The 24,768-nt window shown below is 43.5% G+C and carries 24 protein-coding genes; 7 read left to right on the forward strand and 17 right to left on the reverse strand.

The window, feature by feature from the left end:
* Positions 1–95 precede the first annotated feature (95 nt).
* Positions 96–695 (reverse strand): hypothetical protein, encoded by a 600-nt coding sequence (locus BCT49_RS03715; RefSeq protein WP_102434192.1) that lies wholly within the window; start codon positions 693–695, stop codon positions 96–98.
* 1 nt (position 696) lies between these two features.
* Positions 697–1,617: an SURF1 family protein gene (locus BCT49_RS03720; RefSeq protein WP_102434193.1), complete on the reverse strand. Its 921-nt coding sequence runs from the start codon at positions 1,615–1,617 to the stop codon at positions 697–699.
* Between BCT49_RS03720 and BCT49_RS03725 the strand changes: the two genes are divergently transcribed.
* Positions 1,505–1,735 carry a DUF2909 family protein gene (locus tag BCT49_RS03725; protein ID WP_102434194.1) on the forward strand — a complete coding sequence of 77 codons (231 nt, stop codon included), beginning with the start codon at positions 1,505–1,507 and terminating at the stop codon, positions 1,733–1,735. The genes BCT49_RS03720 and BCT49_RS03725 overlap by 113 nt on opposite strands.
* A gap of 40 nt (positions 1,736–1,775) precedes the next feature.
* Here BCT49_RS03725 and BCT49_RS03730 read toward each other — a convergent pair whose 3' ends face one another.
* From BCT49_RS03730 to coxB, 4 genes are read right to left on the reverse strand one after another with little or no spacing between them, the layout of a single operon-like run.
* The gene (locus BCT49_RS03730; RefSeq protein ID WP_102434195.1) at positions 1,776–2,660 is read right to left on the reverse strand and encodes a cytochrome c oxidase subunit 3; all 885 of its coding nucleotides are present in this window, start codon (positions 2,658–2,660) and stop codon (positions 1,776–1,778) included.
* 38 nt (positions 2,661–2,698) lie between these two features.
* The gene (locus BCT49_RS03735) at positions 2,699–3,319 is read right to left on the reverse strand and encodes a cytochrome c oxidase assembly protein (protein ID WP_102434196.1); all 621 of its coding nucleotides are present in this window, start codon (positions 3,317–3,319) and stop codon (positions 2,699–2,701) included.
* 11 nt (positions 3,320–3,330) lie between these two features.
* The gene (gene ctaD, locus BCT49_RS03740; protein ID WP_102434197.1) at positions 3,331–4,992 is read right to left on the reverse strand and encodes a cytochrome c oxidase subunit I; all 1,662 of its coding nucleotides are present in this window, start codon (positions 4,990–4,992) and stop codon (positions 3,331–3,333) included.
* Positions 4,989–6,191 carry a cytochrome c oxidase subunit II gene (gene coxB, locus BCT49_RS03745; RefSeq protein ID WP_102434198.1) on the reverse strand — a complete coding sequence of 401 codons (1,203 nt, stop codon included), beginning with the start codon at positions 6,189–6,191 and terminating at the stop codon, positions 4,989–4,991. The genes ctaD and coxB overlap by 4 nt, the downstream gene beginning before the upstream one ends.
* A gap of 462 nt (positions 6,192–6,653) precedes the next feature.
* Between coxB and BCT49_RS03750 the strand changes: the two genes are divergently transcribed.
* Complete coding sequence (locus tag BCT49_RS03750; protein ID WP_102434199.1) at positions 6,654–8,378, forward strand: phospho-sugar mutase; 1,725 nt, start codon at positions 6,654–6,656, stop codon at positions 8,376–8,378.
* A 119-nt stretch (positions 8,379–8,497) separates the two neighbouring features.
* On the opposite strand, the gene BCT49_RS03755 is transcribed toward BCT49_RS03750, so the two are convergent.
* The 4 genes from BCT49_RS03755 to yegD form a co-directional block, all read right to left on the reverse strand.
* Positions 8,498–9,127: a LysE family translocator gene (locus BCT49_RS03755; protein ID WP_017105314.1), complete on the reverse strand. Its 630-nt coding sequence runs from the start codon at positions 9,125–9,127 to the stop codon at positions 8,498–8,500.
* Positions 9,128–9,276: 149 nt separating this feature from the next.
* A complete protein-coding gene (locus BCT49_RS03760; protein ID WP_102434200.1) occupies positions 9,277–9,909 on the reverse strand; it encodes a fumarylacetoacetate hydrolase family protein in 633 nt (210 codons plus the stop codon).
* 362 nt (positions 9,910–10,271) lie between these two features.
* Positions 10,272–11,354: a porin gene (locus tag BCT49_RS03765; protein WP_102434201.1), complete on the reverse strand. Its 1,083-nt coding sequence runs from the start codon at positions 11,352–11,354 to the stop codon at positions 10,272–10,274.
* Positions 11,355–11,860: 506 nt separating this feature from the next.
* Positions 11,861–13,213 (reverse strand): molecular chaperone, encoded by a 1,353-nt coding sequence (gene yegD / locus BCT49_RS03770; protein WP_102434202.1) that lies wholly within the window; start codon positions 13,211–13,213, stop codon positions 11,861–11,863.
* 159 nt (positions 13,214–13,372) lie between these two features.
* Here yegD and BCT49_RS03775 point away from each other — a divergent pair, with 159 nt between their 5' ends.
* Positions 13,373–13,681, forward strand: a complete 309-nt coding sequence (locus tag BCT49_RS03775; RefSeq protein ID WP_017111767.1) for a DUF1289 domain-containing protein — start codon at positions 13,373–13,375, stop codon at positions 13,679–13,681.
* A gap of 88 nt (positions 13,682–13,769) precedes the next feature.
* Here the strand turns inward: BCT49_RS03775 and BCT49_RS03780 are convergent, their stop codons facing one another.
* Positions 13,770–14,120 (reverse strand): HopJ type III effector protein, encoded by a 351-nt coding sequence (locus BCT49_RS03780; RefSeq protein ID WP_102434203.1) that lies wholly within the window; start codon positions 14,118–14,120, stop codon positions 13,770–13,772.
* A gap of 197 nt (positions 14,121–14,317) precedes the next feature.
* On the opposite strand from BCT49_RS03780, the gene BCT49_RS03785 reads away from it, so the two are divergent.
* Positions 14,318–14,977 carry a PilZ domain-containing protein gene (locus BCT49_RS03785; RefSeq protein ID WP_102434204.1) on the forward strand — a complete coding sequence of 220 codons (660 nt, stop codon included), beginning with the start codon at positions 14,318–14,320 and terminating at the stop codon, positions 14,975–14,977.
* 106 nt (positions 14,978–15,083) lie between these two features.
* Here the strand turns inward: BCT49_RS03785 and luxQ are convergent, their stop codons facing one another.
* From luxQ to BCT49_RS03810, 5 genes are all read right to left on the reverse strand, one after another.
* Positions 15,084–17,660: a quorum-sensing autoinducer 2 sensor kinase/phosphatase LuxQ gene (gene luxQ / locus BCT49_RS03790; RefSeq protein ID WP_102434205.1), complete on the reverse strand. Its 2,577-nt coding sequence runs from the start codon at positions 17,658–17,660 to the stop codon at positions 15,084–15,086.
* A complete protein-coding gene (locus tag BCT49_RS03795; protein WP_102434206.1) occupies positions 17,660–18,754 on the reverse strand; it encodes an autoinducer 2-binding periplasmic protein LuxP in 1,095 nt (364 codons plus the stop codon). Before BCT49_RS03795 ends, luxQ begins: the two co-directional genes overlap by 1 nt.
* A gap of 308 nt (positions 18,755–19,062) precedes the next feature.
* Positions 19,063–19,377: a GIY-YIG nuclease family protein gene (locus tag BCT49_RS03800; RefSeq protein ID WP_102434207.1), complete on the reverse strand. Its 315-nt coding sequence runs from the start codon at positions 19,375–19,377 to the stop codon at positions 19,063–19,065.
* Positions 19,378–20,034 carry a YceH family protein gene (locus tag BCT49_RS03805; protein WP_102434208.1) on the reverse strand — a complete coding sequence of 219 codons (657 nt, stop codon included), beginning with the start codon at positions 20,032–20,034 and terminating at the stop codon, positions 19,378–19,380.
* 63 nt (positions 20,035–20,097) lie between these two features.
* A complete protein-coding gene (locus tag BCT49_RS03810; RefSeq protein WP_102434209.1) occupies positions 20,098–20,298 on the reverse strand; it encodes a hypothetical protein in 201 nt (66 codons plus the stop codon).
* A gap of 195 nt (positions 20,299–20,493) precedes the next feature.
* Between BCT49_RS03810 and BCT49_RS03815 the strand changes: the two genes are divergently transcribed.
* From BCT49_RS03815 to BCT49_RS03825, 3 genes are all read left to right on the forward strand, one after another.
* Positions 20,494–20,808: a DUF496 family protein gene (locus BCT49_RS03815; RefSeq protein ID WP_017105326.1), complete on the forward strand. Its 315-nt coding sequence runs from the start codon at positions 20,494–20,496 to the stop codon at positions 20,806–20,808.
* A gap of 151 nt (positions 20,809–20,959) precedes the next feature.
* On the forward strand, positions 20,960–21,586 hold the full coding sequence (locus BCT49_RS03820; protein WP_102434210.1) for a D-Ala-D-Ala carboxypeptidase family metallohydrolase: 627 nt from the start codon (positions 20,960–20,962) through the stop codon (positions 21,584–21,586).
* A 166-nt stretch (positions 21,587–21,752) separates the two neighbouring features.
* On the forward strand, positions 21,753–21,989 hold the full coding sequence (locus BCT49_RS03825) for a hypothetical protein (protein ID WP_102434211.1): 237 nt from the start codon (positions 21,753–21,755) through the stop codon (positions 21,987–21,989).
* A gap of 89 nt (positions 21,990–22,078) precedes the next feature.
* On the opposite strand, the gene BCT49_RS03830 is transcribed toward BCT49_RS03825, so the two are convergent.
* On the reverse strand, positions 22,079–24,643 hold the full coding sequence (locus BCT49_RS03830) for a hybrid sensor histidine kinase/response regulator (RefSeq protein WP_102434212.1): 2,565 nt from the start codon (positions 24,641–24,643) through the stop codon (positions 22,079–22,081).
* Positions 24,644–24,768: the final 125 nt, after the last annotated feature.

Below are 24,768 nucleotides of genomic sequence, written 5' to 3' on the forward strand. Positions count from 1 at the left end.
GACAACGAATCATCACACCTTCGCTAATCCAATATTTGTCTATTTGTCTATTTGTCTATTTGTCTATTTGTCTATTTGGTCAGCATTACCACTGATTAACCCACACGCGATAATTTGAGTAATTTCCTTAGGTCGTGGATCATACCTTTAGATTGGCTAACTAACTGAGACGGTTCAGAAACGCTCTTATACTCCATAACAAGCTGGCCTAGTGGATCGATAATCACAATCGATGCAGGAGCAAATTCGCCTCTCAGTTGATCTCCACCAGCGAGAAACTCTAAATCAGGCTTGTTAATGGTTCCCTTCAGAGAAACTCCCTCAGCCACAAAAACCACAGCAGTGACTCGCTCTTTGTTCTTGCCCAAAGCCAAGTAACTTTGATTAAGATAATGTAGTTGTTGTTCACACAAGCTTTCGCACTCTGTCGGAGCGATATATCCGACCAACCAACCTTCTTCTGCCACAGGCAACGTGATACCAAAATCTTGTAATGTCACTCTTGGTTCAACGAGTTCTCCGGAATTGGTAACACCTGCTGTGTACCAATGCTGATCGAGCACAGTTTTAGCAATAATTGCGGGCAAAGCAAAAATCAGAATCAGCCCAATCAACATCAGGCGACCTTTCGAACGACGCTTCTGCAATAACCGCGTTTCTTCTTCTGTTTTGCTTAAAGCTTGAGGTTTATCCATGTTAGTCCCCTACCTTGAATGTCCCTTTCATATATCGATAACCAATTAACACCATCAAAAGCAGCAATACCCCTGCCATTACGAACCATTGAACTGAGTAACCAAAATGCTTTTCAGATTTTATTGCCGTTGGCCGCCATAGAAACTCATAAGGCCATGAATCTAAGTTCTGCGGTTGAAAAACAAAGGGCATAACTTCTTGATTACTGTATTGAGATAGCTCTTCGATATTAAGATTCTGAATGCGCTTAGGTGTCGTTTCCTCTAGACCCAATGTTTGACTCAGAGGGTTAATCGACCGTGTGTACAAACGCCCAGACATCTTGGTTGGTAATACAATGTCGCCTAATTCCGGTAACTCTCTTCTGTCATTACTCGCTGCAACAAACCCAAGATCGATCAAAATCCATTTATCTATGCCTTGCGACCGAACATTGCCTAGCATGTAAATCACATAACCGACGACACCTTGATTAATCTGATTATCTAACAAAAAGACTAAACCGCTTTGCGCTGTCAGAGTGACGTTGACCTTTTGCCCGTTCCAAATCTGACGGGTTAAGTCGACTGAAGTTTGTGTGTTACCCCGCTGCCAGTCGCTGATCACTAACTCTAAATCCTTAGGCGATTGCTGAGATCTTTCTAACAATTGCTGTTCATATTGCAGTTTCTCGTTACCTCGGTCTAACTGCCAAAAACCCAACTTGATTAAAAGGCCGACTGAAACCACAGTTAAAATAGCCGCAACCCAAAAACCTTTACTGCGGAATTTTTTTTCATCATGAATCAAGCTGTTTGGAGTTAGCACTATGATGTCATCAACCTTTGTCTTGTTATTTAAAGTGGTTCTCGTTGTTCTGTTACTGGTTATTGTTTTCAATCTAATGAAAGCGCTTATCCAAATCGCGTCAGGTAAGCACAATGGAAAGCGACTGAGTCACTTTTTGGGTCGCCGAGTCATGCTATCAGCCATTGTCGTATTGTTACTTCTGCTTGCTTTGGCTTCCGGGGTCATCACTCCTAACCCTCGCCCTTATTGATTCAACTTGTGCTCAAGTCGATTACCAAATTCGGTGTCCGCTACAGCACGTACACAAACACGAACAAGCCTAACCAAACCACATCAACAAAATGCCAATACCAACTCCCTGCCTGAAACGCAAAATGGTCTTTAGGAGAAAAGTGGTCTTTAGCGACCCTCGCCAATAGCACAATCAAAAATATGGTGCCTAAACACACATGTAGACCGTGGAACCCCGTCAGTAAGAAGAAGGTATTGCCATAAATCCCAGACTGGAGTGTTAGCCCCATCTCTTGATAGGCATGAACATACTCCTCCACTTGGAAGAACAGGAAGAACCCAGCCAGCACAATGGTGATTTCTAGCCAGACGATCAATGCCATGCGTTTATTTTGTTCGAGACTTAAATGCGCTAAATGAAGCGTCACTGAAGAGATCAACAGGATGATGGTATTTTTAAGCGGGATGCCTTGCCACGACATCGCCTCTGTTGTGCCGCCATCAGGTGCTGTTGTCAAAGGCCAAATAGATTGGAACATCGGCCACAACACCTCATGAGTCATCTCGTTGTTTCCTGCTCCACCAATCCATGGGACAGAAATCATCCGAGCGTAGAAAAGCGCACCAAAGAAAGCGCCGAAGAACATGATTTCAGAGAAAATAAACCAGCTCATCCCCTGTCTAAAGGATCGAGATATTTGCTCAGAATAGAGCCCACTTAATGATTCTGTGATGACGTTGCTAAACCAACCTGCGAGCATATACAGCAGCACAGCAAAACCAACGAACAGCACTACTTTCCCAAACACACCACCAGCAGAGTCGGTCTCCATGTGTTGCACCGTTAAGCCCGCGCCAACCGCGACGAGAAACAGAGCAATAGCCCCGACCAGAGGCCAGTGGCTTTGATGTGGAACGAAATAAACTTCCTTTTTAGAACTCATCGCTCAACTCCTTATGTTGATACTGGTTCTGTAAATCCCTAGTTACTTGCGAGTGTCTCAGCTTGAGCCTGACTCTTGTTCAAGCCAACATCACTTGTGATATTAAACAAGGTGTAAGAGAGAGTGAGCGTATGAATCGATTCTGGGATCTCAGGCTCAATGTAGAAGATCAGCCCCATCTCAGCGCTCTTGTGTCCATCCAGAGGCTGCTGGTTAAAGCAGAAGCACTCCATTTTATTAAAATATGTCGCTCCATTTCCGGGAGACACCGATGGAACCGCTTGCCCAACTAACGAAAGACCCGATAAGTTTTTCGCAATGTAATTCGTTTGAACCACTTCCCCAGGGTGAACCTCTAACACTCGCGTTTCAGGCGCAAACTGCCATGGCATATCTGGCTTAATGTGCGACATGAACTCCACTCGAACCGTGCGAGAATAATCAGGTTGCATTCCTTTAGGCTGAACCGCTGAAACAGTGTTGGTTTTCCCGTTGATCCCCAAGGCTTCACACATCACGTCATACAGAGGAACCAGAGCGAAACCAAAGCCAAACATACCAATCACACTCAGCACCAAGTAGCCCGTCAACGTCTTTGTCGAACGTTTGGGTGATGGCTGGTTATCGCTGTCTTGTTGGTGGTTTTTGTCATCGCTCATACTCGTTCCCCTTAATCAATTTTAGGTGGATGAGTAAATGTGTGGTGAGGCGCTGGGCTTGGCACTGTCCACTCAAGGCCTTCCGCTCTGTCCCATGGTTTACTTGGTGCAGGCTCTCCACCTCTTACGCACTTGATAGCCAACCATAAGAAAATCAATTGCGACAAGCCAAAGGCGAAGCCACCAATCGATACCACTTGGTTAACGTCAGCAAACTGAATCGCGTAGTCAGGGATTCTGCGAGGCATACCCGCTAAACCCAAAAAGTGCATAGGGAAGAAAAGTACATTGACCGATATGACTGATGTCCAGAAATGCCACAGGCTGAGTTTGTGGTCGTACATATGCCCCGTCCATTTCGGCAACCAATAATAAGCCGCAGCCATGATGGAGAACACAGCACCCGTCACCAACACATAGTGGAAATGAGCCACCACAAAATAAGTATCGTGGTATTGGAAATCAGCAGGCACGATGGCGAGCATAAGTCCCGATAGTCCACCAATCGTAAACAAGACAATAAAGGCGATAGCAAAAAGCATTGGAGTTTCGAACGTCAAAGCACCCCGCCACATCGTCGCCACCCAGTTGAAGACTTTCACCCCAGTGGGCACCGCGATCAACATGGTGCAATACATGAAGAACAACTCTGCAAATACGGGCATTCCGGTGGTAAACATGTGGTGTGCCCAAACCAAGAACGACAACAACGCGATACTACAAGTCGCGTACACCATCGAGTGGTAGCCAAACAGACGCTTGCCACTGAAAGCCGGAATGATCGCAGAGATGATACCGAACGAGGGCAAAATCATGATGTAAACTTCAGGGTGCCCGAAGAACCAAAATATGTGCTGGAACATCACCGGATCCCCGCCACCCGCAGCATCAAAGAAACTTGTCCCAAAGTACTTGTCGGTTAATACCATAGTGACCGCGCCCGCCAAAACGGGCATGACGGCGATAAGCAAGAAAGCCGTAATCAACCAAGTCCACACGAACATAGGAAGCTTAAACCAAGTCATTCCCGGTGCTCGCATATTCACTATGGTAACGATTACGTTAATCGCCCCCATGATCGAGCTGATCCCCATAATATGAACGGAGAAAACAAACAGAGCCGTACTATCCGGACCGTAAGTTGTAGAAAGCGGTGCGTAGAATGTCCAACCAAAGTTCGGCCCACCACCTTCTGTAAACAAAGAACCAATTAAGATCAAAAACGCAAAAGGCAGGATCCAAAAACTGAGGTTGTTCATACGGGGTAACGCCATATCCGGCGCGCCAATCATCATCGGGATCATCCAGTTCGCCAAACCCGTAAATGCAGGCATCACGGCACCAAATACCATGATCAAACCGTGTACTGTGGTCATTTGGTTAAAAAAGTCTGGCTCAACAAGCTGTAGTCCCGGTTGAAATAGTTCAGCTCGGATCACCATCGCCATCGCGCCGCCCGTTAAGAACATCGCAAAGCTAAACCAAAGGTAAAGGGTGCCTATATCTTTGTGATTGGTTGAGTACAACCAGCGAGCCCAACCTTTTGGTGCCGCGTGAGAGTCATGATCATCAGTGATGGTATCGGTGTCACCTAAAACGCCTTCGCTTACATGACTCAACGTTTGCTCATCGGCGGGAGCCGATTTCACAGGTTTATCGATTGGTGAACTCATAACTGCTCCTTAGCATCACTTTGTGCTTCATCCGTTGAGCTTTCTGATCCGCCTGACTGTTTAACCTTGTAAGCGTTAATATCTGAAGCCTGAACAACATCACCAGTATCATTACCCCAAGCGTTTCTTTGGTACGTCACAACCGCCGCAATCTCTTTCTCTGTTAACTGGTTATCGAATGCTTGCATCGCCGTGCCTCCACGACCATAGACGATGGTATCGATATGAACTCCAACATCACCCAACGCAACTGGGCTTCCTTTGATGGCAGGAAATGCCCCAGGGATACCTTCACCGTTCACCTGGTGACAAACCGCGCATCGAGTTTTATAAACGTCTTCACCTAACACATTCAACTCGTCCAAAGAAAGTGACGCGTCTAATGCATCTTTCGCCGCTTGCTGTGCGGTTAATTGCAACTCTTTCTGCTCAGCTAACCATGAATCAAACTCTTGCTCTTCCATTGCATGTACCACTATCGGCATAAAACCGTGCGCCCGACCACACAACTCCGCACACTGACCTCGGTATACACCCGGTTCATCTATTTTGGTCCACGCTTCATTAATGAATCCGGGAACCGTATCTTTCTTAACCGCAAACGCTGGCACCCACCATGAGTGAATGACATCGTCTGATGTCATCAAGAAGCGAACTTTGCGATTAATCGGCAATACCAATGGCTTATCCACTTCAAGCAGGTAATGAGCACCTTTGGTCTCTATCCCTTCAATCTCTTTATCGCTGGTTGCAAGCAAGCTAAAGAACTCAACATCTTCACCAAAATAGCTGTAATGCCATTTCCATTGTGAGCCGGTAATTTTGATTGTTAGGTCTGATTGAGAGGTGTCTTCCATCGCTATTAAGGTTTTCGTTGCCGGAATAGCCATAGCGATAAGAATAATGATGGGGATGACGGTCCAAAGGATTTCTACTTTCGTACTTTCATGGAAATGGGCAGCAACCGCGCCCTTCGACTTTCGATGCCTAAGAATGGAATAGAACATAACGCCAAATACAATGAACGCTATCGCGCAACAGATGTAGAAAATCAACATATGAAGTTCATACACCTGACCGCTTATATCTGTTACCCCACGCGTCATGTTGTATTCGCTACTTGCGTTAACTAAAGGGGAAACAAAAGCCATAACAAAACTATTCAACAGCCACGCTAGCCTGACCAGTAATCTCTTCAAAAGATCTCTCCTTATCCATCCTGATTGGATACTTGCGACCTATATGTCGTTGTTTATCTAACGACACTCATTGTTAATCCGACTACACATGAAAGGCTGAATCCGAAACTACACATCACGTAGCGTTTAACCTCAATTCGTCAGTTCGTATCAAAAAACTATACGAACTTATACGGTTCAAAAACGTTCAAGGTTTTAACCAAAGATTCAAATACGACGAAATTGTTAGTTTTTGTTATATTTATGTAAAAGGCTAGTTAGTGATATCCAATTGTTCAAGGTAAGTTTACTTACTAAACAGTCAATTATTTGAAGTCGCTTGACCTATAAGCCCTTCCTCTTTCCTTGCCGTTGGAATTTATTTTAAATTGAGTTTTACGATTGCCTTAATAGAAATAATAATCAATATCACTTAAGTTAAATCAACAGTAAGTCATCCCGACATTAAAAGGTTTAGTGATTATGCAAGATGCTATGAACTGGTTAGCGAGAGACCCAGATCCAAGAACTCGTGAAGAGCTTCAACATCTCATCGATAAGAAAATGCACGCCGAGCTCGAAGATCGTTTTACACAACGATTAGAATTCGGTACTGCAGGCCTGCGCGGCAAAGTAGGATGCGGTCCAAATAGAATGAACCGCTTGGTGATACAAGAAACGGCGACTGGGCTTGGCCATTACTTAATTGAACATGTCGCCAATGCCGCTATTCGTGGTGTGGTGGTTGGTTATGACGGACGTCTGGATTCTAAACAATTCGCCATCGATACCGCTTCGGTACTGACGGCCTTAGGTATTAAGGTTTATTTGACCGCAAACGTCGCAGCAACACCCATTGTTGCCTTTGGTATCGAACACTTCAACGCAGCAGCGGCTGTGGTTGTGACAGCCAGCCACAACCCACCTGAATATAATGGGTTTAAGGTCTACTGGGAGAATGGTGCTCAAATCATTCCACCACATGATGCGGGTATCGCTGATGAGATTGACGTCGCGGCAACCAAACCAATCCCACTAATCAGCCTCAGTGATGCTGAAAAGCAAGGGAACTTAGTTTGGTTAACCGAGGGTTACTACCAAACCTATCGCGCTGCGATAAATCAAAGTCCTTATGTACGCAACGACATCGATTCAGCGCATACCACCGTGACCTACACGGCAATGCATGGTGTCGGTGCACAAATGGCAGAAGATCTTCTGCACGACGGTGGATTCCATAAAGTATTCAGCGTGGCGGAACAAAGAGAGCCCGATGGCCACTTCCCGACGGTTAACTTCCCCAACCCAGAAGAAAAAGGCGCGATGGATCTCGTCGTCAATTTAGCGAAAAGTGTCGATGCCGACATCGCTTGCGCCAACGATCCGGATGCAGACCGATTTGCCGTTGCCGTTAGAGCTGATGATACAGTTAGAAGCGATGATGCTGCCTATAAGATGCTGACCGGTGATCAAGTCGGTGTATTATTTGCTCATTACTTGCTATCGAAGCCTCATACCAAAAACCAATTAGTTGGCAACAGTATTGTCTCTTCGACCTTGCTCGAAAAGGTCGCCAACTCTCATGGTGCAACCTACTTCCAAACACTGACCGGCTTTAAATGGTTAGCGAATATCGGGATGCAGCTGGAAGATGAGCAGAATGAGTTCTTGTTTGCTTATGAAGAAGCGCTGGGCTACACGATTGGTACTCAAGTTCGCGACAAAGATGGACTTTCTGCACTGGTAGTATTTGCTCAACTGGTTGAAGAGTTGAAGTCTCAAGGTCGAACCGTTTGGGATCTTCTTGCACAAATTTCTTTGGAACACGGTGTGCATACCAATGCTCAACGCAGTATCGGGCTTGATCCGGATTCACCGTCGATAGGTTCAAAACTGAGATCAGCACAACCTAAAACCATTGGTGGCGTAACTGTCTCGGTAATTGAAGATCTGCAATCTTCTTTGCGATACATCGTTGGTGGCGATACTGAAACCATTAACTTACCAACAAGTGACGTATTAATTTATCACTTGGAGGATGCTTCTCGAATTATCGTTCGACCTTCTGGCACAGAACCAAAAGTAAAAGTCTATTATGAGACGGTGACAAAGTTTGAGGGTTCAGAAACGTACGATGAAGCTCGTCAACGTGGAGAAGAGTACACAAATAACTTGATTGAACAACACCAACAAGAACTCAGTGCTTAAGCGTTAAGCCCAATGTGAGGCTTATATCTACTGAGATAAAGTAGTCGGTTAAACTACAAACCATCAAAACAAAAATGGACGCTAATTAGCGTCCATTTTTCGTCTTATTTACACTGCAACTAACCGATGAAGGAAGATAGCATCCAAATAGCTAAAACGATGAATACAGCGCCCATCACCTTTTGTTGATAGGTACGAAACTTTGCGTTTTCCACAAGAGACTTACCAACCGTACCCACTAACGCAACCAACAAGAAATTGAATGTTAAACCTAAAACATTCAGTAATAAACCGAGCATCAACATCTGCTCACCCGAAGTCGCTTCAATATTGGTAGACACAAACTGAGGTAAGAACATAACGAAGAAAATCAGAGCCTTCGGATTAAGCAAGTTGCTAATCAATGCTCTTTGGTAGTAGGTTTTCGCGGCAGAATTATCGCTGAGTTCAGGCGCATTCCCCTGCTCAGTTCGCAGGCAATCCCAACCCATCTTTAATAGATAGGCACCACCCAACAAATTCAGGGCTTTTAAGGCAATAGGACTCATGGCGATCAGCGCAGATACACCCATTGCTGCCAATACCGTCAGAATAATCCCAGAAGTCGCATTGCCTAGGCTTGCAAACACACCGACTTTTCGGCCATAACTCATGCTAGAGCTGGCAATAAGCAACATATCTGGGCCAGGTAAAAGAAGAAGTGCAACAACGGCTGTAAGGTAGACGGGTAATATAGCTAAATCGATCATGGGTTTCAGTATTGATAAAAACGGAGGCGGATTTTATATCAATTACCAACACCCTTCCAGATGCAATCAGTTGTCATGAGTGAATTATTTCGAATTAAACACCACCGCTCACCAATAAAGCCAATTTATTAACTGCAAAATCAAACTAACTAGCTCGCGACCCATTCGATCTCAATCAATGTAGCTTCACCGCACTTTAGACGACCGAGGAATATGTCACCTCGATGAACTTCACCAACACCCTTAGGAGTGCCCGTCATCACCACATCACCGTCTAGCAGCGTGGTATAAGACGAGAGTTCTTCCAAGATAGACGAAGGCGAGTACAGCATTTGTTCTACGTGTCCTTTTTGCACACGGACACAATTAATGAAGAGTTCTAGGTTTAGATCCGACAAGTCCAACCCATCAGTTGGTACGAAACGGCTCAAGACGGCCGAACCATCAAATGCTTTTGCACGTTCCCAAGGTAAGCCCTTCGATTTTAAATGGCTTTGTAGCTCTCGTTTAGTGAGATCTAACCCTAGCCCTACTGCAGAATATTGACCGTTTTCAACAATGAAGCAGATCTCAGCTTCGTAATGCAGTGCTTCTTGGTGGAATGAAGATAGAGAGGAAGTCACACTGGTACTCGGCTTGTTGAAAACCACCATAGTGTCAGGGATAGCATTGTTGAGTTCTTCAATATGATCCACGTAATTGCGCCCAACACATAATACTTTGGTTGGTGCTGCCGTTCGTTTGGAGTTCATCAATTGTTCTTGATCTACAACGCTGCTCATAGTTTATCCCTGAACTATTTTTAGGAGTTCAGAGTTTAACGCATCATAAAGACAGAATCTTTGACAAGATGGTGGTGAAGTTCAAATTTCTGATCTTCAGCTCAATTTGTTGATTTGGCTAATTTTAGACGGTTATCGATGCCAATGAGCATCTAACACTTGAGGGGAGAAACCACTAATTTCGAACAACTCGATAAATTGATAGTTCTAATCACAAGATTGTATTGATTCTATTTTACGTAGAACAAAACGAAAAATGCCCTCTCCAACCAAAAGATCAGAGAGGGCTTAGCATGGTGCCTAGGACAGTATCCTAAAAGGTAAGTTTAAGGAGTAAACACTATGCTAAATAAGTCTGCGACTTATAGGTAGTAACGAGCACCAAGTAGCCATTGGTCATCAGCTTTTTCTTTGTACACGCCAGAACCTTGTAGGTCGAACTGGTAACCAGCAAAGCCTACGAACTGAGAAGTAAAGTTGTATTCAGCTTGTAGAGCAGTTGTGCTGTATACAGTTTCGCTGTTTTTGTCGTCTTCTACCGCTTCGTAGTTAACGCTTAGGTTAAGGCTGTTAGATAGAGCGTAAGACGCTAGTAATTCAATAGCAACAGACTCTTCTAAAACACCTTTGAAACCAAGTACAGAAGCTTGGTTCATGTAGTTGTTCATCGCATATACACCAGCAAGGTATAGACCTTCAGAACCGTACGAACCGTAAGTTGCACTAACTACGTGAGAGTCCGCAGTTTTAGAACCACCAAGCATGTAACCGTAATCAACATCGCCGGTATTGTATGCGTAGTTTGCTGTAAAATCTGCAATAGCGTAGTTCAAAGCGATTTGACCACGATTACCGTATTCGTTATCAGATACGTTTAAGTCACTGTATTTTACTTCGTCACCCTTACGACCTTGCCATGCAACACCTACATTTAGAGATCCTGCGTTACCGAAATCGATAGCATTACCGTAGCTCACCATTTCTTCAGCACGACCCGTACCTAGGTTACCGTGGTCTTCGTAGATGAAGTCATTTGCGAATGCGATTGGCATATCGGCAACGCCAGCAACGCTGTAGTAAGGTGCCCATTGAGTACCTACTGCTGCGCGACCGTAATCATCGTGAGTTAGACCAACGTAACCAAGACGAGTTGTGAATGACTGATCACCACCGTCTAGCATGTTTAGCGCCCATTCACCTTTAGCATCAGCGGTAAAGCCGTTACCAAGTTCATGAGTTGCACCGAAGTTGATACGTGGAGAAACTGACTCTACACCGATATCATCTTCGTTAAGACGGTCGCCGCTGTTTACATCACCAACTGCAACTGAAACGTGACCGCCAACTGAGAATGTTGTGCCGTCTTCGTTGTAAAGTTCTACTGCAACTGCCTGTGTACCAAATACTGCACCAGAAATTGCTAGCGCTAAAAGTTTCTTATTCATTGTCATATCCATTATGTAACTGGGTGAGTTATTCACTAACAACCTCGTGCTTACGGAGAAGTTGTTACCTGCATTTAACAAGTAGGAAAACACTAATCTATGAATGTCGAAAAAGTTGCATTAAAATATATAAAATAAAAAAAACAATACTATAAAAAACAAAAACCACTTTTAAAACAGAAGCTTACAATAACAATGACAGTGAGTTTTTGTATTTTATTTACATCTAGCAAAATGATTTTTTGTTTTTAAAATCATAATAAGAGCATTAAAAGTCAAATTAAAAATAAACTCATCAGACCATCAAATAACTCACAGTGGAAAATGAAACATCCTGTAACATTCAGAATCCGCTGGAAATCTTTAAAGGCGTAAAATAAGCCCCCTACTTCGAATTCAAAGTAGATCTTTAAATACCCATACAAACACTGGATACAAAAAAGGGTAATCAGCCCAAGACTCATTACCCTTATAAATTACTTAACGTGTTGTTTTATTGAACGGATTTATTTAAAGCAAACCTCAGCCCAACGCGCCAAACCTGCCGTTACCGAACCGAAATAGTTTCCACTTACGATTGGAACATTCGGCACTGCTTGCTCTACAGCTTCACGCAGTATTGGAGAACGAGCAGAACCACCCGTCATATAGATAACGTCTGGCTTTTTCTGGCCTTGTTGGATTGCTTCTTTCACCAACTCAATCATTTTCGATTTCGGAGTTTCGATCGCATCCACCATCTGCTCAACTGAGATGTCGACTTCTACGAGCTCAGAAGCAACATTAATCGCAGCTCGATACTGAGCGCACTCTGCCAACGCAATCTTAGCTTCTTCCGCTCGGCGCACAATACTGTAGCCTAACGTGTCGTGATAAACCTTCATCAAGCGATCCAACTTTTGTGGATCTGCCGCTTCTTTACGAAGTAGCTTCAAGGCCGCAAGGTTTTCTCGAGAATAGAAGTTCTTTTGAGCTTCAACGTTATTGATTGCGATCGGATTCCAGAACTGGGTCAACGGCATATCAATACCTGAGGTCCCTTTACTGCCGATGCCAAAAGGTGACATCAATTGTTTGAAGGCAAGGTAGATATCAAGATCGTTACCGCCGACTCGCTGGCCACTGTGCGCCAACAGACTCTGAGTTCGATCCGCTTTACCCGACCAGGTCGGTCCCATTTCAAGTAATGAGCAATCCGTCGTACCACCACCAATATCGACAACTAATACGGTTTGGTCTTGAGTCAGTGTACTTTCGTAATCAAGTCCCGCAGCAACGGGTTCAAACTGAAACGCGATATCTTGAAAGCCAGCACGCTTAGCCGCTCGAGACAAAATATGTTCAGCTTGTCTGTTTGCTTCTTCCCCACCACGCCCGTGGAAGTTGATAGGTCGACCGATAACGGCTTGTTTGATCTGCTCTTGAGTCGTCAGCTCGGCTTGATTTTTAATATTCGCCATCATAGCGCACACTAAATCTTCGAAGAAGCTCACCTGAACATCATGTAAGCCGCTGGCACCAAGGAAAGACTTAGGAGACTTAACATAATAAACGTCACGAGGGTCTTCTAAATAGAGGTTCAACGCTGCCTGACCAAATGCCATGTCTTCTGGCACAAGATCGATACTCTCTTCGCGGTTCAATGCAATCGCGCGTCGCAACACCTGTTCGCCGATAGCATCACTGGGCTTGATGTTTAAGTGACGAAATAGATGCTCAGAAACACTTTCTCGAGTCGGTGCAAACACGGTTGAGGGAATATAATGACTCTTACCTTCTAACGGCAACAAGCTAGGCTCTCCATTAACCATAGCTGCAACGGAACAGTTAGCTGTTCCATAATCAAATCCAATAAACATAATATCCCCCACTCAACAAAAGGGGCGAGATGCTACATGAAAAGCCTAAAAATTACGAGGTCATTTCTCAATTTAACTGAGTAATTTCTTAGCTTAACGGCTCTTCAAGAAGAAACAAATGTGCTACATTTCAGCACAAATGAATGACGGGTCAAATTGATGAAAACACCTTGCTTAGCGGCTTGTAAAAATAATGGTGGCATATGCAGCGGCTGCCACAGAACGATGGATGAGATTATCGGTTGGAAAGGCTTGTCTGAAAGCGAAAGAGATTCGGTGATGGATAGCCTCAGCGGTGCGAGTTCAACTCATCAGTGCCCACAGTGTAATGCGCCTGCTCAGTGTGATATCAGCGCAGGAAAAGAAACCTGTTGGTGCTTTGAGCTAGAAAAACGCGATACTAGCAGTATCCCTAAAGGCGGTGTTTGTATGTGTCGCAAGTGCTTGTCTGCATTGCCTATTCAATAGAGAGTAAACCTGTCTCAACATCGAGAACATAAAAGAAGCGAGATACTATTTTCTCGCTTCAGAATACGAATGTTAGCCTAGTACCTGTTTACTTTGCTTTCGCAATCAGCGCTGGCTGAGAAAACTGTATACCGCTCCAACCATGAATCATAAAGTTACGAATGTTTTGATGGTCAGTATTCTCAGGAAAACCTAAGACATCATTGCGGTAAAACTGCCCAAAACAAGCCAGTGTTTGCTCGGGAGAAAGATCTTGAGCTAAACCAAAAGCAAAAATCTTACATGAACCATTGTTCTGTCCCGCGACATTCACTACATCACCATTACGAAATTCACTCTCAGAAAAGTCATAGTTCGCCTCAATCACCTGCATTGTATCTTCAAATTGAATGCTTTCTGGGGCGTGAGTCAGCGTATTGAGTAAAGTTTCCAGTTCCATTTAATATTTCTCCATCAGTACATGATTAACGACAGCAGTGTATCGTGTTTTGAGGTAAGAGTAAGCTGAGTTTTCGTTTTGGAAAGCCATTCACCTTTTGACTCAACTTTTACAATTACTTAAATGAAACTAATGACATACATTTATCAGGCCGTTATATTATTTGGACAGATGATTAACATTGTTCATTGAAGAATATGCATAAAGATAAAAACTTAGAACTGTTCAGATACCTAAAACCCGGTACAAGAACAGCAGGTGTGTTGGAATTTGGCCCGGATGACTCAATTCAGATAAGCACGCTTTACATCGGACACAAACAAGATCAGTACTTGATTCTGGAGCTTTCTCAAAAAGCCACGGAAGCATTAACGCTAAGAAAGCTTAATAACGTCGATATCATTGTTCGTGCTATTACCGATACCGAACTGGGTCACATTGTTGCGTTTAAAACCAATGTACTGGCTCATATCACCTCGCCTGCACACCTTATCTTCCTTCGCCCACCCTCAAGCTTTGCAACAAAACCCATTCGTGAGCACGAAAGATACAAGGTACGACTGGAATGTGAAGTCACCTTTGATACCTTGTCATTGGATGCAACTTTAGTGGATTTTTCGGCATCAGGCTGCGGCATCTATCTTACCCAGCAATCGGATATCGATATCGGCTGGAAGATTAAGGCCAACTCGATCTTGAGTGAGTACTTAGACAGCGAACTTGTCTACAAGGTAGTGAGTAAAAAAAGACAAGGCCAAGGTTGGTTGTTAGGGATACAGTTCCCTGAACATATAGAGATGAACGACGAATTGAGAACGTTACTGTTGGAGCAAGCCATTACCGCTGGTTCTTTATAAAGACAAGAACGCGCTATTCGCTCTTGTCTTTATCACAACCTCACTTTCATCGTAATGAGAAACTCGGCTTGGCTTAGCTGATTAATTGGTTGATTAGCTTTATTGATCAGCTCGGTTGATCCATGTCACCTGAGTAAACGTTTTTGAAATGCACAAAAGCTTGGTGCAACGATTCCTCTTTGATCGGCTTAACGATTACATAGTTGGCGCCAGCCGCCATGAAGCTGTCTCGTGTCGACTGTTGTGCGTCCGCCGTACAGGCATAAATCGGTGTTGAGATTCCAATTTCGCTTCTTAATTGCTGAGTTGTTTCTACGCCACCTAAGTTAGGCAGCTGGTTATCCATCAAGATAAGATCAAACGCCTCTGCTTTCGCCAACTCTATCGCTTCTAAACCATCTTTAGCCCAGGTCACGGCCATCCCATACTTCTTACAGAAAGCTTGTGCGATAAACGCGTTCGTGTGGTTATCCTCCACCAGCAATACCTTAAGGGAGTGGCTAAACAGCGCATGAGGATCAATGTGAGGTTGCTGCGGAGAGCCTAATAACGGTTGTGAAGATAGCTCCACTGGGATCTCGATAACAAACTCGGAGCCTTCTCCTTTAACACTTCGAACTTGAATATCACCTTCCAGCATATCGACAAGGTTCTTCACAATCGTAAGCCCTAAACCTGTACCGCCATACTCTCGAGTCGTCGTCTCATCTTCCTGAACAAAAGGTTCAAAAACAGCATCAATTTTACTGCCATCAATACCAATACCGGTATCTTTAACTCGAACAATCAAGCTTGCTTGGTCTGAATTGAAAATGCTTTCAAGTTCGAAACTCACCGAAATTCGCCCTTGATGAGTAAACTTAAGGGCATTACTCAACAAGTTAAACATGATCTGATTGAGGCATACTTGGTCTGTGCTTATTTCAATATCACTCGCCAAATGGTTATCAATACAAAAAGCGACCGACTTATCTTCACACAACGGACGATAGATACTGTCTAGCGTGTTAACTAGCTCAACTAAGCGGAAGTTTTTCTTTTGAATATTGAACTGTCCCTGCTCTATTTTTGAGAAATCCAAAATATCATTGAGCACCGCAAGTAAATGTTCTGCACTGTTACAAAGCACATCGACTTGATCTCGGTTGTCTTCACTCTGTATCGATCGTTTCATTAGCTGAGAGACGCCGAGAATACCGTTTAACGGTGTGCGGATCTCGTGGCTCATCTTAGCTAAGAAATCGGCACGAACATTCGCAAGATGCTCAGCCTCTTCACGAGCTCGATCGGCTTGTCGCTCCGCTTCGATTAGCTTGGTGATATCTTGGCCTTGAACCACTACCCCCGTAATGCCGTGCTCAACTCTGATTGCCGACATGTTCCAACGAAACACCTTATCTCCGATTGGCACGTTAATACCCGTCAGCTTCGATCCTTGAACCACCATCTGAATATTAGGCAGCATTCGTTGCTCAAATTCCTGAGCAATCACACCATAGTTATCATCTTCATCAAACAGGGCCATACGAGCTGCCGGGTTCATCTGTATCAAATCGCCTTTGTCAGACCAAACCAATATCGGTGAATGAGCAAAGTTAAACAGGTCTTGGAATTTTTGGTTTTGTTCAGACAGCCGTTCAAAAGTATCTTCTAACGTGCAACCAATATGATGGAATTCGAAGATGTTGGAGCCATCAAATTTGTTGTAGTCTTCGCTGCCACTTGCTGAGCGAGTAAAGTCCATTAACTTATCGAGTTCAGCCGCGACCTTTCTCTGAATCCAAGCTTTAGCAAAGAAGGATACGAGAATGATCACGACAACGACGACAATGATTGCACGTTCGTAGTTTTCTTCTAACGCAATAAAGTTAGTGTTCTTTTGCACGGCGCGGATAATGAGTGGCGTATCGACCGCATTGATCTTAATCGTCGCAATAGTCACAAAATGACTAGGAAGCTCATCATGCTGTTTGTAATTGAGAATGTCCGTGAGCGTATAACTTTCATCTCCACTGAAGGTAGAGGTAACAGGCGTACCGTGCGCCTCGATAACAATGTTTTCGCAGTTGCTTCCTTGTTGAATCGATTCCGCGAGAGAGAAGTTATTATCCAGCACAATCGCGATATACAATTGTCCCAGAACCTCACCGGTTTCGTTATCAACAACTGGCGTGCGTCGAGCTAACAGATGGCGATCTCCGATCTCCGTCGTCAGCTTTAAAAAATGCCAATTACTGCTGAATGCGACCTCATCTGAAATATTTTCCAGATTGGTGTAATCCAAACCGTAAAACTGACCATTACCATCGTCCCAAACGACACCATCGTGAGTCGCGACAAAGCGTAAATCTGGGGCATGATTCGGTTCACGTTGGTCAACACCAAAGAAAAAATAACTCAGCGCTTCTTCGTCATTGGTATCAAAGTATTGTCTCAACACCGCACTGTGCGAACTGCTGTCTTGATGAATCTGTAATACCGACAAACGGTAATCAAACATGTTCTGTATCAAGCTAGAAGTCTGCTGAACCGTCCGATTCGTTTCTTGCTTTACAATGCTACTGCTGGTTTCATAATTATGAATAAGCACGCCAAGCGCCATAACCCCTATCACTAAAATAACGATACGGGTAATTAGTTTGGCTAGAATGTTTCTCGGTGTACTGGCGTAGCTTTTCTTCATTATTGACCTGAGTATCTAAATGCCCGCTGTTTGAGTTCAGAAATACGTTCGGGAGAGTCTTCTTTGGTGACCAATTCAAAATCACCAGAATATACGGTAGGCACTTCTAAACCAGCCAAATCCCATTTAATGGCTTCTGCCATCGCAATACCAGTGTCGTCATTCATCCGCATCACAGTCACGTCTAGATCACCTCTTTCGATAGCTTCAAGCTCGGCAGAACCGCCTCCCCAACCATTAAGAAGAATATCTCTACCTGATTCGCGAATCGCATCTGCAGCACCTAATGCCACATCAGTTGCACATGCATAAATAAAGTCTAGGTCTTTATCTTTCTCTATGCTGATTTTCGCCGCTTGATAGCCGCTTTCTTTGTCTGACTTAGTGTAAAAAGAGGACTTGAGTGCAAAGTTTGTATCGGTGTTCACTTCGTGGATAAAAGTATCACCGCGAGCATCACTGATATAGCCTTCTGAGCGGTACAAAACTGAATATTGGCTGTCTGATTTACTGTTATTCTTAAAATACTCCGCCAGCTTTAAGCTGCCTGTCGCATGGTCGAAACCCACGTACATGAATGGCTGTCTGTCATCCCACGCTCGAACTGGTGTAGTGATATTTTGCAGAATCAACTTGGTATCCGTTGACGTCAAAACATGTTCAATAAATTTACGATGACGAGTGGTATCGAGAGTAAAAATCAAGTAGTCGGTTTTGTTTTCGATGGCTTCTTGTAATGAAATACTTTGCTGAGTGATATCCGCATTAACTCGTGTAAAGACCTGATTGATCTGATAATTAATTCTCAGCCTATCGAGCCTTTTTTCGAAAGCTTCGATATTGCGAACCCAATAATCTGAGATCTGTTGTCCCGGATACACCACAGAAATTGTGATGGGTTCATCTTGGGTTTTTCTTAACGGAACGGGGTGATTTTGCACTGCTTCAACCATTTTATCGGTCAGTGCTTTTTGTTCTGGAAATTTAGAAAGATAATCTTGGTATTCCCAGTAACCATTGAGGACATGGGTACCATGGGAGAGAGCGGACGCAGAAAATACGGCAAGTCCCAACAACATCAGTAAACGTTTCATATTTTTCTCGTTTTATATGAGCTACTTTGGCTCATTTTTTAACCTAGCATGACACCATATCTTTGTATGGCTACGAGATATTATGTAGGACAACGATGATAAATGATAGCGTCTAACGCTAATTAGAACGACATTCTAAATGTGCGATATGTCAATTTGGAAGAGAGATTATAATCAGTGAGTTCTACGATGCGTTTAGGTCAATCCGAAACTAACAAATTACACCTTATATTCAATAACTTAATAGGGATTCATAAGGGAAAATACATTATTGTGATTTAATCAATAACGAACGTTTTAGCTATGAATTATGAGACTTCGATATATTGAATTTGGTCTTCTTGCCACTCAATGATTAGTTTGAGTGATACCAGTTTTTCTTTGCGAGGCTTAGGTAATTGTTTGATCGCGTATTCGGTTTTCAATGCCTCACTTTTTGACCTAACATCAAAACTCCAAACCAGCTCAAGTGGGCCTTTGCCTTTAAGAGCTTTTGCACCTTTACCTGTTTGATGTTGTTCAAATCGGCGTTCTAAATTATTCGTCACACCGCAATAAAGTGCGTTATGACGATTGCGGATCAAGTACACCACCCAACCCGCATTTTTATCTAAGCTAGACATCTAAAGCAGTGATTCAACCATTTCTTTAAGCTCAGCAACTTCCGCTTTCAGGTTCGCGACTTCGGTTTCCAACTCTTCAAGTCTTCCGCTATTCGCGGTTGGCTGAGAAGCTCCTATAGACGCAGTTGCAAATGACTCAACATCCACTTCACCACTCAATAAATGTTGGTAACGAGATTCACGTTTGCCCGCTTCACGTGGCAGTTTCACCACTAAAGCACCCGCTTCTCTTACGGCTAATTTATCGAGTGTTGCTTCCACTTCCTTAACATCGCTGAAATTTGCAAGACGACCTGTTCTGGTGCGCAGTTCGCCAGGCGTTTGTGCGCCGCGAAGAAGCATACAACAGATGATCGCGCGCTCTTGCTCAGTAAATTGCAGATCACCAAATTCAGTATTGCAGAAGCGGTGCTGATACTTATTCACACGGCTATTAAAGCTACTTTCGTCACTCACTAAACGACGCGCTATCAATCCATCAACGGCATCTAATACTTCAGATTCAGAAAGAGAGAGTACAGGCTCACGGTTACTCTTTTGATTACATGCCGTCGTTAAGCTGTTTAACGTTAACGGATAATGATCAGGCGTGGTGACTTCTTTCTCGATCAAACAACCGATAATTCTCGCTTCAATTAGGGAAAGTACTGTGTTCATCATTTTTCCTTTTTATTATTTTGATTAATCCGTCTCAACACTGAAGAATGCAGCCAATGATGACTAGTGCTCAGACAAAATAGGTACTCTTTTCTTTCGGCCTTGTTCATCAATCATTATGATTTTAGAACGATTTAGCTCTATTTCCACGACTTCAAGGTAAGTACGTTCTTTCACATACGCCTCTCGAAGCTTGCTTTGTTCTGCTGAAGATTCGGTAACACTTTCTACCAGATCGTCGGTTTCTAATTGTTGTTGATTCATTTCACATTTCGTATCAATGAAGTATCTATACTGGATACTAACTTGAACTCTTAGATAAAAACAATCGCACTTAAGCGAGAGTGCCGAATAATTATACAACCTTACTTTTGCTTTAATCTAAAGACTGTTACAACACCAACTGATGTGCTTTAATCAGAACCAGACAACGTATTTGACGATTAGGAAAAGGAATCTATGAGCAGCGTATTTGAAATTGTTAACCAAGCACGACGTAAGAACAAACTTAAGCGTGAACTTTTAGACAACGAAAAGAAAGTTCGTGACAACCGTAAGCGTGTCGACCTTCTTGATAACCTACTTGACTACGTCAAGCCAGAAATGACTCATGACGAGATCCTGGGCATTATCAAAAATATGAAAGCTGACTACGAAGACCGTGTTGATGATCACATCATCAAGAGCGCAGAGATTTCTAAAGCTCGCCGTGACATCAGCCGTCGCATTCGTGAACTGACAGAAGAAGACAAGCAAATCCAAGGTAAGAAGTAATCTAACCTCGCTAATTTACTTGTAACAATGTTAGTAACCCACTCTTAGTAGTGGGTTTTTTTATGCCCAAATTCTAGCGTCTATACTTAAGCGAACGTAAAACTGAGCAACTGTAAAACTAACCAGGTGAACGTAAGCAATGGAGTGACCTATGTACGCAAGTATTCTGATTACCTTAGCGCTATCAACAACTCAACCCTATCCTGAAGAATTTGAAAGACTGTATACCGAAGAAACTGAAATCACCTACGACGATCTCGTGGTGGATGTTCATGGCTACAAGGTTCCGACTCGGTCGGCATTTCGAGGTTGGATGCTGCTGAATCATGCAGAAGACAAAGTGAGAGAGATTGGGCAACAGCTCAAAGAAGCAGGCATTACGCAAAGCATGCCTTTGCACCTAGTGCTACTTCAAGGGACAGACTGGGCAATGAGTAACACAACCTTGTTCACCCTTCCCAATAAGAAACACGTGCCTAATATGATCAACACCTTGAAATACATTCAGCAATACATCGAGCCTGAAATCGGTGTTGTTATTCCTGTTTCCGGAGAACGTTCAAAGCTCTACAATCAACAAGCTGGCGGTGCACTGCGAAGTAAGCACTTAGAATTTTGTGCCTTAGACCTTGTTCCTGCCAACGGTATTTCTCGAGAAGACCTACACGTTAAACTCAAAAAAGTTCATGCCGAGTTTGGACAAAAATATAACGTCGGACTGGGATTATACGCTGGCGTGCGATTCCATATCGACACTTGTGGCTTTAGACAATGGTAAGAACCAAAAGACACCAAAGAGTCAATTGGACACTGTTAATCACCATGTCTTTTTGACTAAAAACTTCCAGAAAACTTATTAAACCACTGTAAAATAACAACAAATAAAACTGGAACGCTAATTGCTATTAATAACTAGTCAGCATAATTATTAATAGGAATACAACATGAAGAACATGACTCAACGCTTTCAGACTCTACTTTCTGTTTCAAACTTCAGTTTAGCAATAACCGCTCTGGTTATGCTCCTCAGTATCATAGTGGCTTATCCAATGGCCGATCATTTTTCACTGCCAATCCAAATCGTTGCACACATCAGCACAATATTGGTGGCTGCCTTATTAAAGATAAGCTATGTCGGACGCTGTCTTGCTCAATATAATCTTGGACTAGAAGTTAGATAGGAATAGCGAGTCACAGCACAAGTCAAATTCCACGCACCTCGGATCATTGAAGCACGCTCAACGACTTCATCAAAGAGGTGTCCGTTGGCTTATACGATATCTAAGCTACTGAAAAGGTCATACAGTTGGTGGGATTTATAAGGTTTAGGCAAGTAAGCATTCATACCAGCTTCAAAGCAACCTTTAATGTCCTCATCCAACACGCTGGCTGTCAGGGCAATGATCGGTAACGGCGTAACGCCCTGCTCTGTTTCCCAATCTCGGATGGCTCGAGTCGCAGTAATGCCATCCATGACAGGCATCATGCAGTCCATTAGAATCGCATCAAACTGAGCGCCTTGAGTGATCACATCGACCGCTTCTTGTCCATTGCTGGCAATCAGATATTCATAACCCGCTTTCTCAAGAAAGAAACTCGCTATCTTTTGGTTCATCAAGTTATCTTCGACGATCAATATACGTCGATTCAACGACCGAACCTCTTCCGTTTCAAGCTCCTTTTGCTCAACCTCTTCTTCGCCAATGTCGAGCGACAATAGGCTATTTAAAAATCGTTTACCTAAGAAGGGTAAAGTGTGAGTGGAATGAACAGGCTCCGTGATTAAGTTCGTCTTAAATAGGTGATGTTGGCACACGATCACACGAGAAAGAGGATAGAGCTCCTTGAGCGCAGCAAGATCTTTATCCATAGAGTGATGTAACGTGTGGCAATAGAGTATTAGGTCACTCTCTGTGATACTTGCATCGAGCTCAGAGATGGATGGGACCACCTGCGCTCGGATACTAAAACGCTCACACTCTTTGACCAACTGATCTAAATAGCTGAAAGAATTGGAGACTATTGTTGCATGGCTTAGGTTCTCAAAGGTTTGAACATGGCTTTCTATAATGTCGACGTACAAACAAAACGAGAACGTAGACCCCTTCCCTTTCACCGATTGTGCGCTGATATACCCACCCATCAAATCAACAAGCTGGCGACAAATGGCAAGCCCTAAACCTGTACCTCCAAACTGTCGAGTAATACTGCCATCTTCTTGTGTGAAAGGTTCGAAGATCGACTCTAGTTTCTCGGGTTCAATGCCGATACCAGTGTCAGTCACAGTGCAATCAAGCTTTCCTCGGCCTAGCGACATGGGCGTATAAGCAATATCTGTAGTGATTGAGCCTTTAGATGTAAATTTAATCGCATTCGATAGCAAGTTGGTGAGCACCTGCCTAACACGATACTCATCAAAGAAGAGCTGTGGCGGGGTTTGTGGGTCAATATTAATGTCGAGTTCAATATCTTTGCTCATCGCTTTCGATAGAATCACACTCACCGAGTCATACACCGCTTCTCGAAGGTCGGCATTATGTGGCGACAGCATCAAATTACCCGACTCTATTTTCGAAAGGTCGAGAATGTCATTCAGCAGAACCAGCAAGGAATGGGAAGACGACTCTATATCGCCCAAGACTTCTTGTTGATTAGCACTCAGTTGGCTCTGAGATAAAATCTCGGCCATACCGATAATCCCATTGAGCGGCGTACGGATTTCATGGGACATGTTCGCTAGAAAGGCACTTTTGGCTTTGTTTGCCGAAATCGCGTCTTCTTTGGCTTTTATTAACTCTTTATTGTGATGGTAGTTACGTTCCATCACTCGATTTAAAGTCTCAGTGAATTCAGCGAGCTCATCGTTCCCTTGAATGTGAATCACCTTGGGCTTGCCATAGCTGTCTGCGCATTCCGACACCCCTTTTAGGATCGATGATAGGTTTCGGTTTAAACGCAGAGAGGTGGCGATACCGAGCCATAACAGAGCGCCTGAAGCGACCAGAATCAATAATGTTATGATCAAGGTTTGGCGTTTTTGTAAGGCGATGTTCTTTGTTAGATCAAATTGTAATTGCTTGGTATAAGCACCAATCGCTTGTGAAATAGCTCGTTTTTTTAGTTCTAAGCCTTTCAAATGTTCATAGATTTCGGGTGACGAGAAGTCCCCTTTGAGGATTCGAGATGTGAAGCTGTCTTGAAGTTCATCTTTGGAGAAAGCGTTTAGCAGTGTTCTAATCTCTGGAGAGCGACTGCCCGATCGAAAAAACGAATCCAACAACTGTTGCTGCCTTTCCAAAGCACCAACATAGCTCAGTAGATACTGATTCTTCAATTCTGGGGAGCGATACAGGCTGTAGCTTAGCCATGCTTCCCTCTGAGTCCAAAACACGTAATTAGTAAGGTGGACAAACATCGCATCAGCTTCGCCGATATCTTCATCCACTAAGATCATTTGATATTCAGACAGTTCCATCAACACGTCTTTCAGCAAGTCAAAAGCACGTTCAGTTAACAGTGTGTTGTCGGTAGTTTCTGGCGCTTGAGCAAGGCTAATCAACACATTTTTAAGTTCGACTAACTGTGGTTCAACACTCCAGTTAGCGTCGAACTGTTGAAGTCGAATCTCATATTGCGTAAGCCTATCCAGTTCTGATTGCAGCGTTAAAAGCAGCTGACCTTTCTCAGGGGAATCATTAGACAGAACCAACCATCGATAAGCATTACTTGAAATAGTATTAAAAGATTGAAGCGCTTCGACCTTAATACGTGTTGTTTCAAGGTGGTTCATCTTCTTATCGTTCTTTAGCACTTCATTGACTGTAAAACCAAACATAATGATTACAGAAACCGTGGAAAGAAAAATAAGACGCCATCTAATTGACATGTTTATCATTTTTATAATGACTCCCTTCCCGAAAGTAATTTTGCCTAGCCCACGTGGCTCTTCTCCGCTTAGAT

It is taken from the genome of Vibrio lentus (assembly GCF_002875945.1).
Classification (GTDB): Bacteria; Pseudomonadota; Gammaproteobacteria; order Enterobacterales; family Vibrionaceae; genus Vibrio; species Vibrio apostichopi.

Bases quoted from the DNA above. Each gene is read 5' to 3' on its own strand.
- BCT49_RS03810 (WP_102434209.1), bottom strand. From the start codon at position 20,298: ATGAATCAACAACAATTAGAAACCGACGATCTGGTAGAAAGTGTTACC.
- BCT49_RS03815 (WP_017105326.1), top strand. From the start codon at position 20,494: ATGAGCAGCGTATTTGAAATTGTTAACCAAGCACGACGTAAGAACAAA.
- BCT49_RS03825 (WP_102434211.1), top strand. From the start codon at position 21,753: ATGAAGAACATGACTCAACGCTTTCAGACTCTACTTTCTGTTTCAAAC.
- BCT49_RS03715 (WP_102434192.1), bottom strand. From the start codon at position 695: ATGGATAAACCTCAAGCTTTAAGCAAAACAGAAGAAGAAACGCGGTTA.
- BCT49_RS03795 (WP_102434206.1), bottom strand. From the start codon at position 18,754: ATGAAACGTTTACTGATGTTGTTGGGACTTGCCGTATTTTCTGCGTCC.
- BCT49_RS03830 (WP_102434212.1), bottom strand. From the start codon at position 24,643: ATGTTTGGTTTTACAGTCAATGAAGTGCTAAAGAACGATAAGAAGATG.
- BCT49_RS03805 (WP_102434208.1), bottom strand. From the start codon at position 20,034: ATGAACACAGTACTTTCCCTAATTGAAGCGAGAATTATCGGTTGTTTG.
- BCT49_RS03765 (WP_102434201.1), bottom strand. From the start codon at position 11,354: ATGAATAAGAAACTTTTAGCGCTAGCAATTTCTGGTGCAGTATTTGGT.
- BCT49_RS03800 (WP_102434207.1), bottom strand. From the start codon at position 19,377: ATGTCTAGCTTAGATAAAAATGCGGGTTGGGTGGTGTACTTGATCCGC.
- BCT49_RS03725 (WP_102434194.1), top strand. From the start codon at position 1,505: ATGATGTCATCAACCTTTGTCTTGTTATTTAAAGTGGTTCTCGTTGTT.
- BCT49_RS03820 (WP_102434210.1), top strand. From the start codon at position 20,960: ATGTACGCAAGTATTCTGATTACCTTAGCGCTATCAACAACTCAACCC.
- BCT49_RS03735 (WP_102434196.1), bottom strand. From the start codon at position 3,319: ATGAGCGATGACAAAAACCACCAACAAGACAGCGATAACCAGCCATCA.
- luxQ (WP_102434205.1), bottom strand. From the start codon at position 17,660: ATGAAGAAAAGCTACGCCAGTACACCGAGAAACATTCTAGCCAAACTA.
- BCT49_RS03775 (WP_017111767.1), top strand. From the start codon at position 13,373: ATGAAAACACCTTGCTTAGCGGCTTGTAAAAATAATGGTGGCATATGC.
- BCT49_RS03760 (WP_102434200.1), bottom strand. From the start codon at position 9,909: ATGAGCAGCGTTGTAGATCAAGAACAATTGATGAACTCCAAACGAACG.
- BCT49_RS03755 (WP_017105314.1), bottom strand. From the start codon at position 9,127: ATGATCGATTTAGCTATATTACCCGTCTACCTTACAGCCGTTGTTGCA.
- BCT49_RS03730 (WP_102434195.1), bottom strand. From the start codon at position 2,660: ATGAGTTCTAAAAAGGAAGTTTATTTCGTTCCACATCAAAGCCACTGG.
- BCT49_RS03750 (WP_102434199.1), top strand. From the start codon at position 6,654: ATGCAAGATGCTATGAACTGGTTAGCGAGAGACCCAGATCCAAGAACT.
- ctaD (WP_102434197.1), bottom strand. From the start codon at position 4,992: ATGAGTTCACCAATCGATAAACCTGTGAAATCGGCTCCCGCCGATGAG.
- BCT49_RS03785 (WP_102434204.1), top strand. From the start codon at position 14,318: ATGCATAAAGATAAAAACTTAGAACTGTTCAGATACCTAAAACCCGGT.
- BCT49_RS03780 (WP_102434203.1), bottom strand. From the start codon at position 14,120: ATGGAACTGGAAACTTTACTCAATACGCTGACTCACGCCCCAGAAAGC.
- yegD (WP_102434202.1), bottom strand. From the start codon at position 13,213: ATGTTTATTGGATTTGATTATGGAACAGCTAACTGTTCCGTTGCAGCT.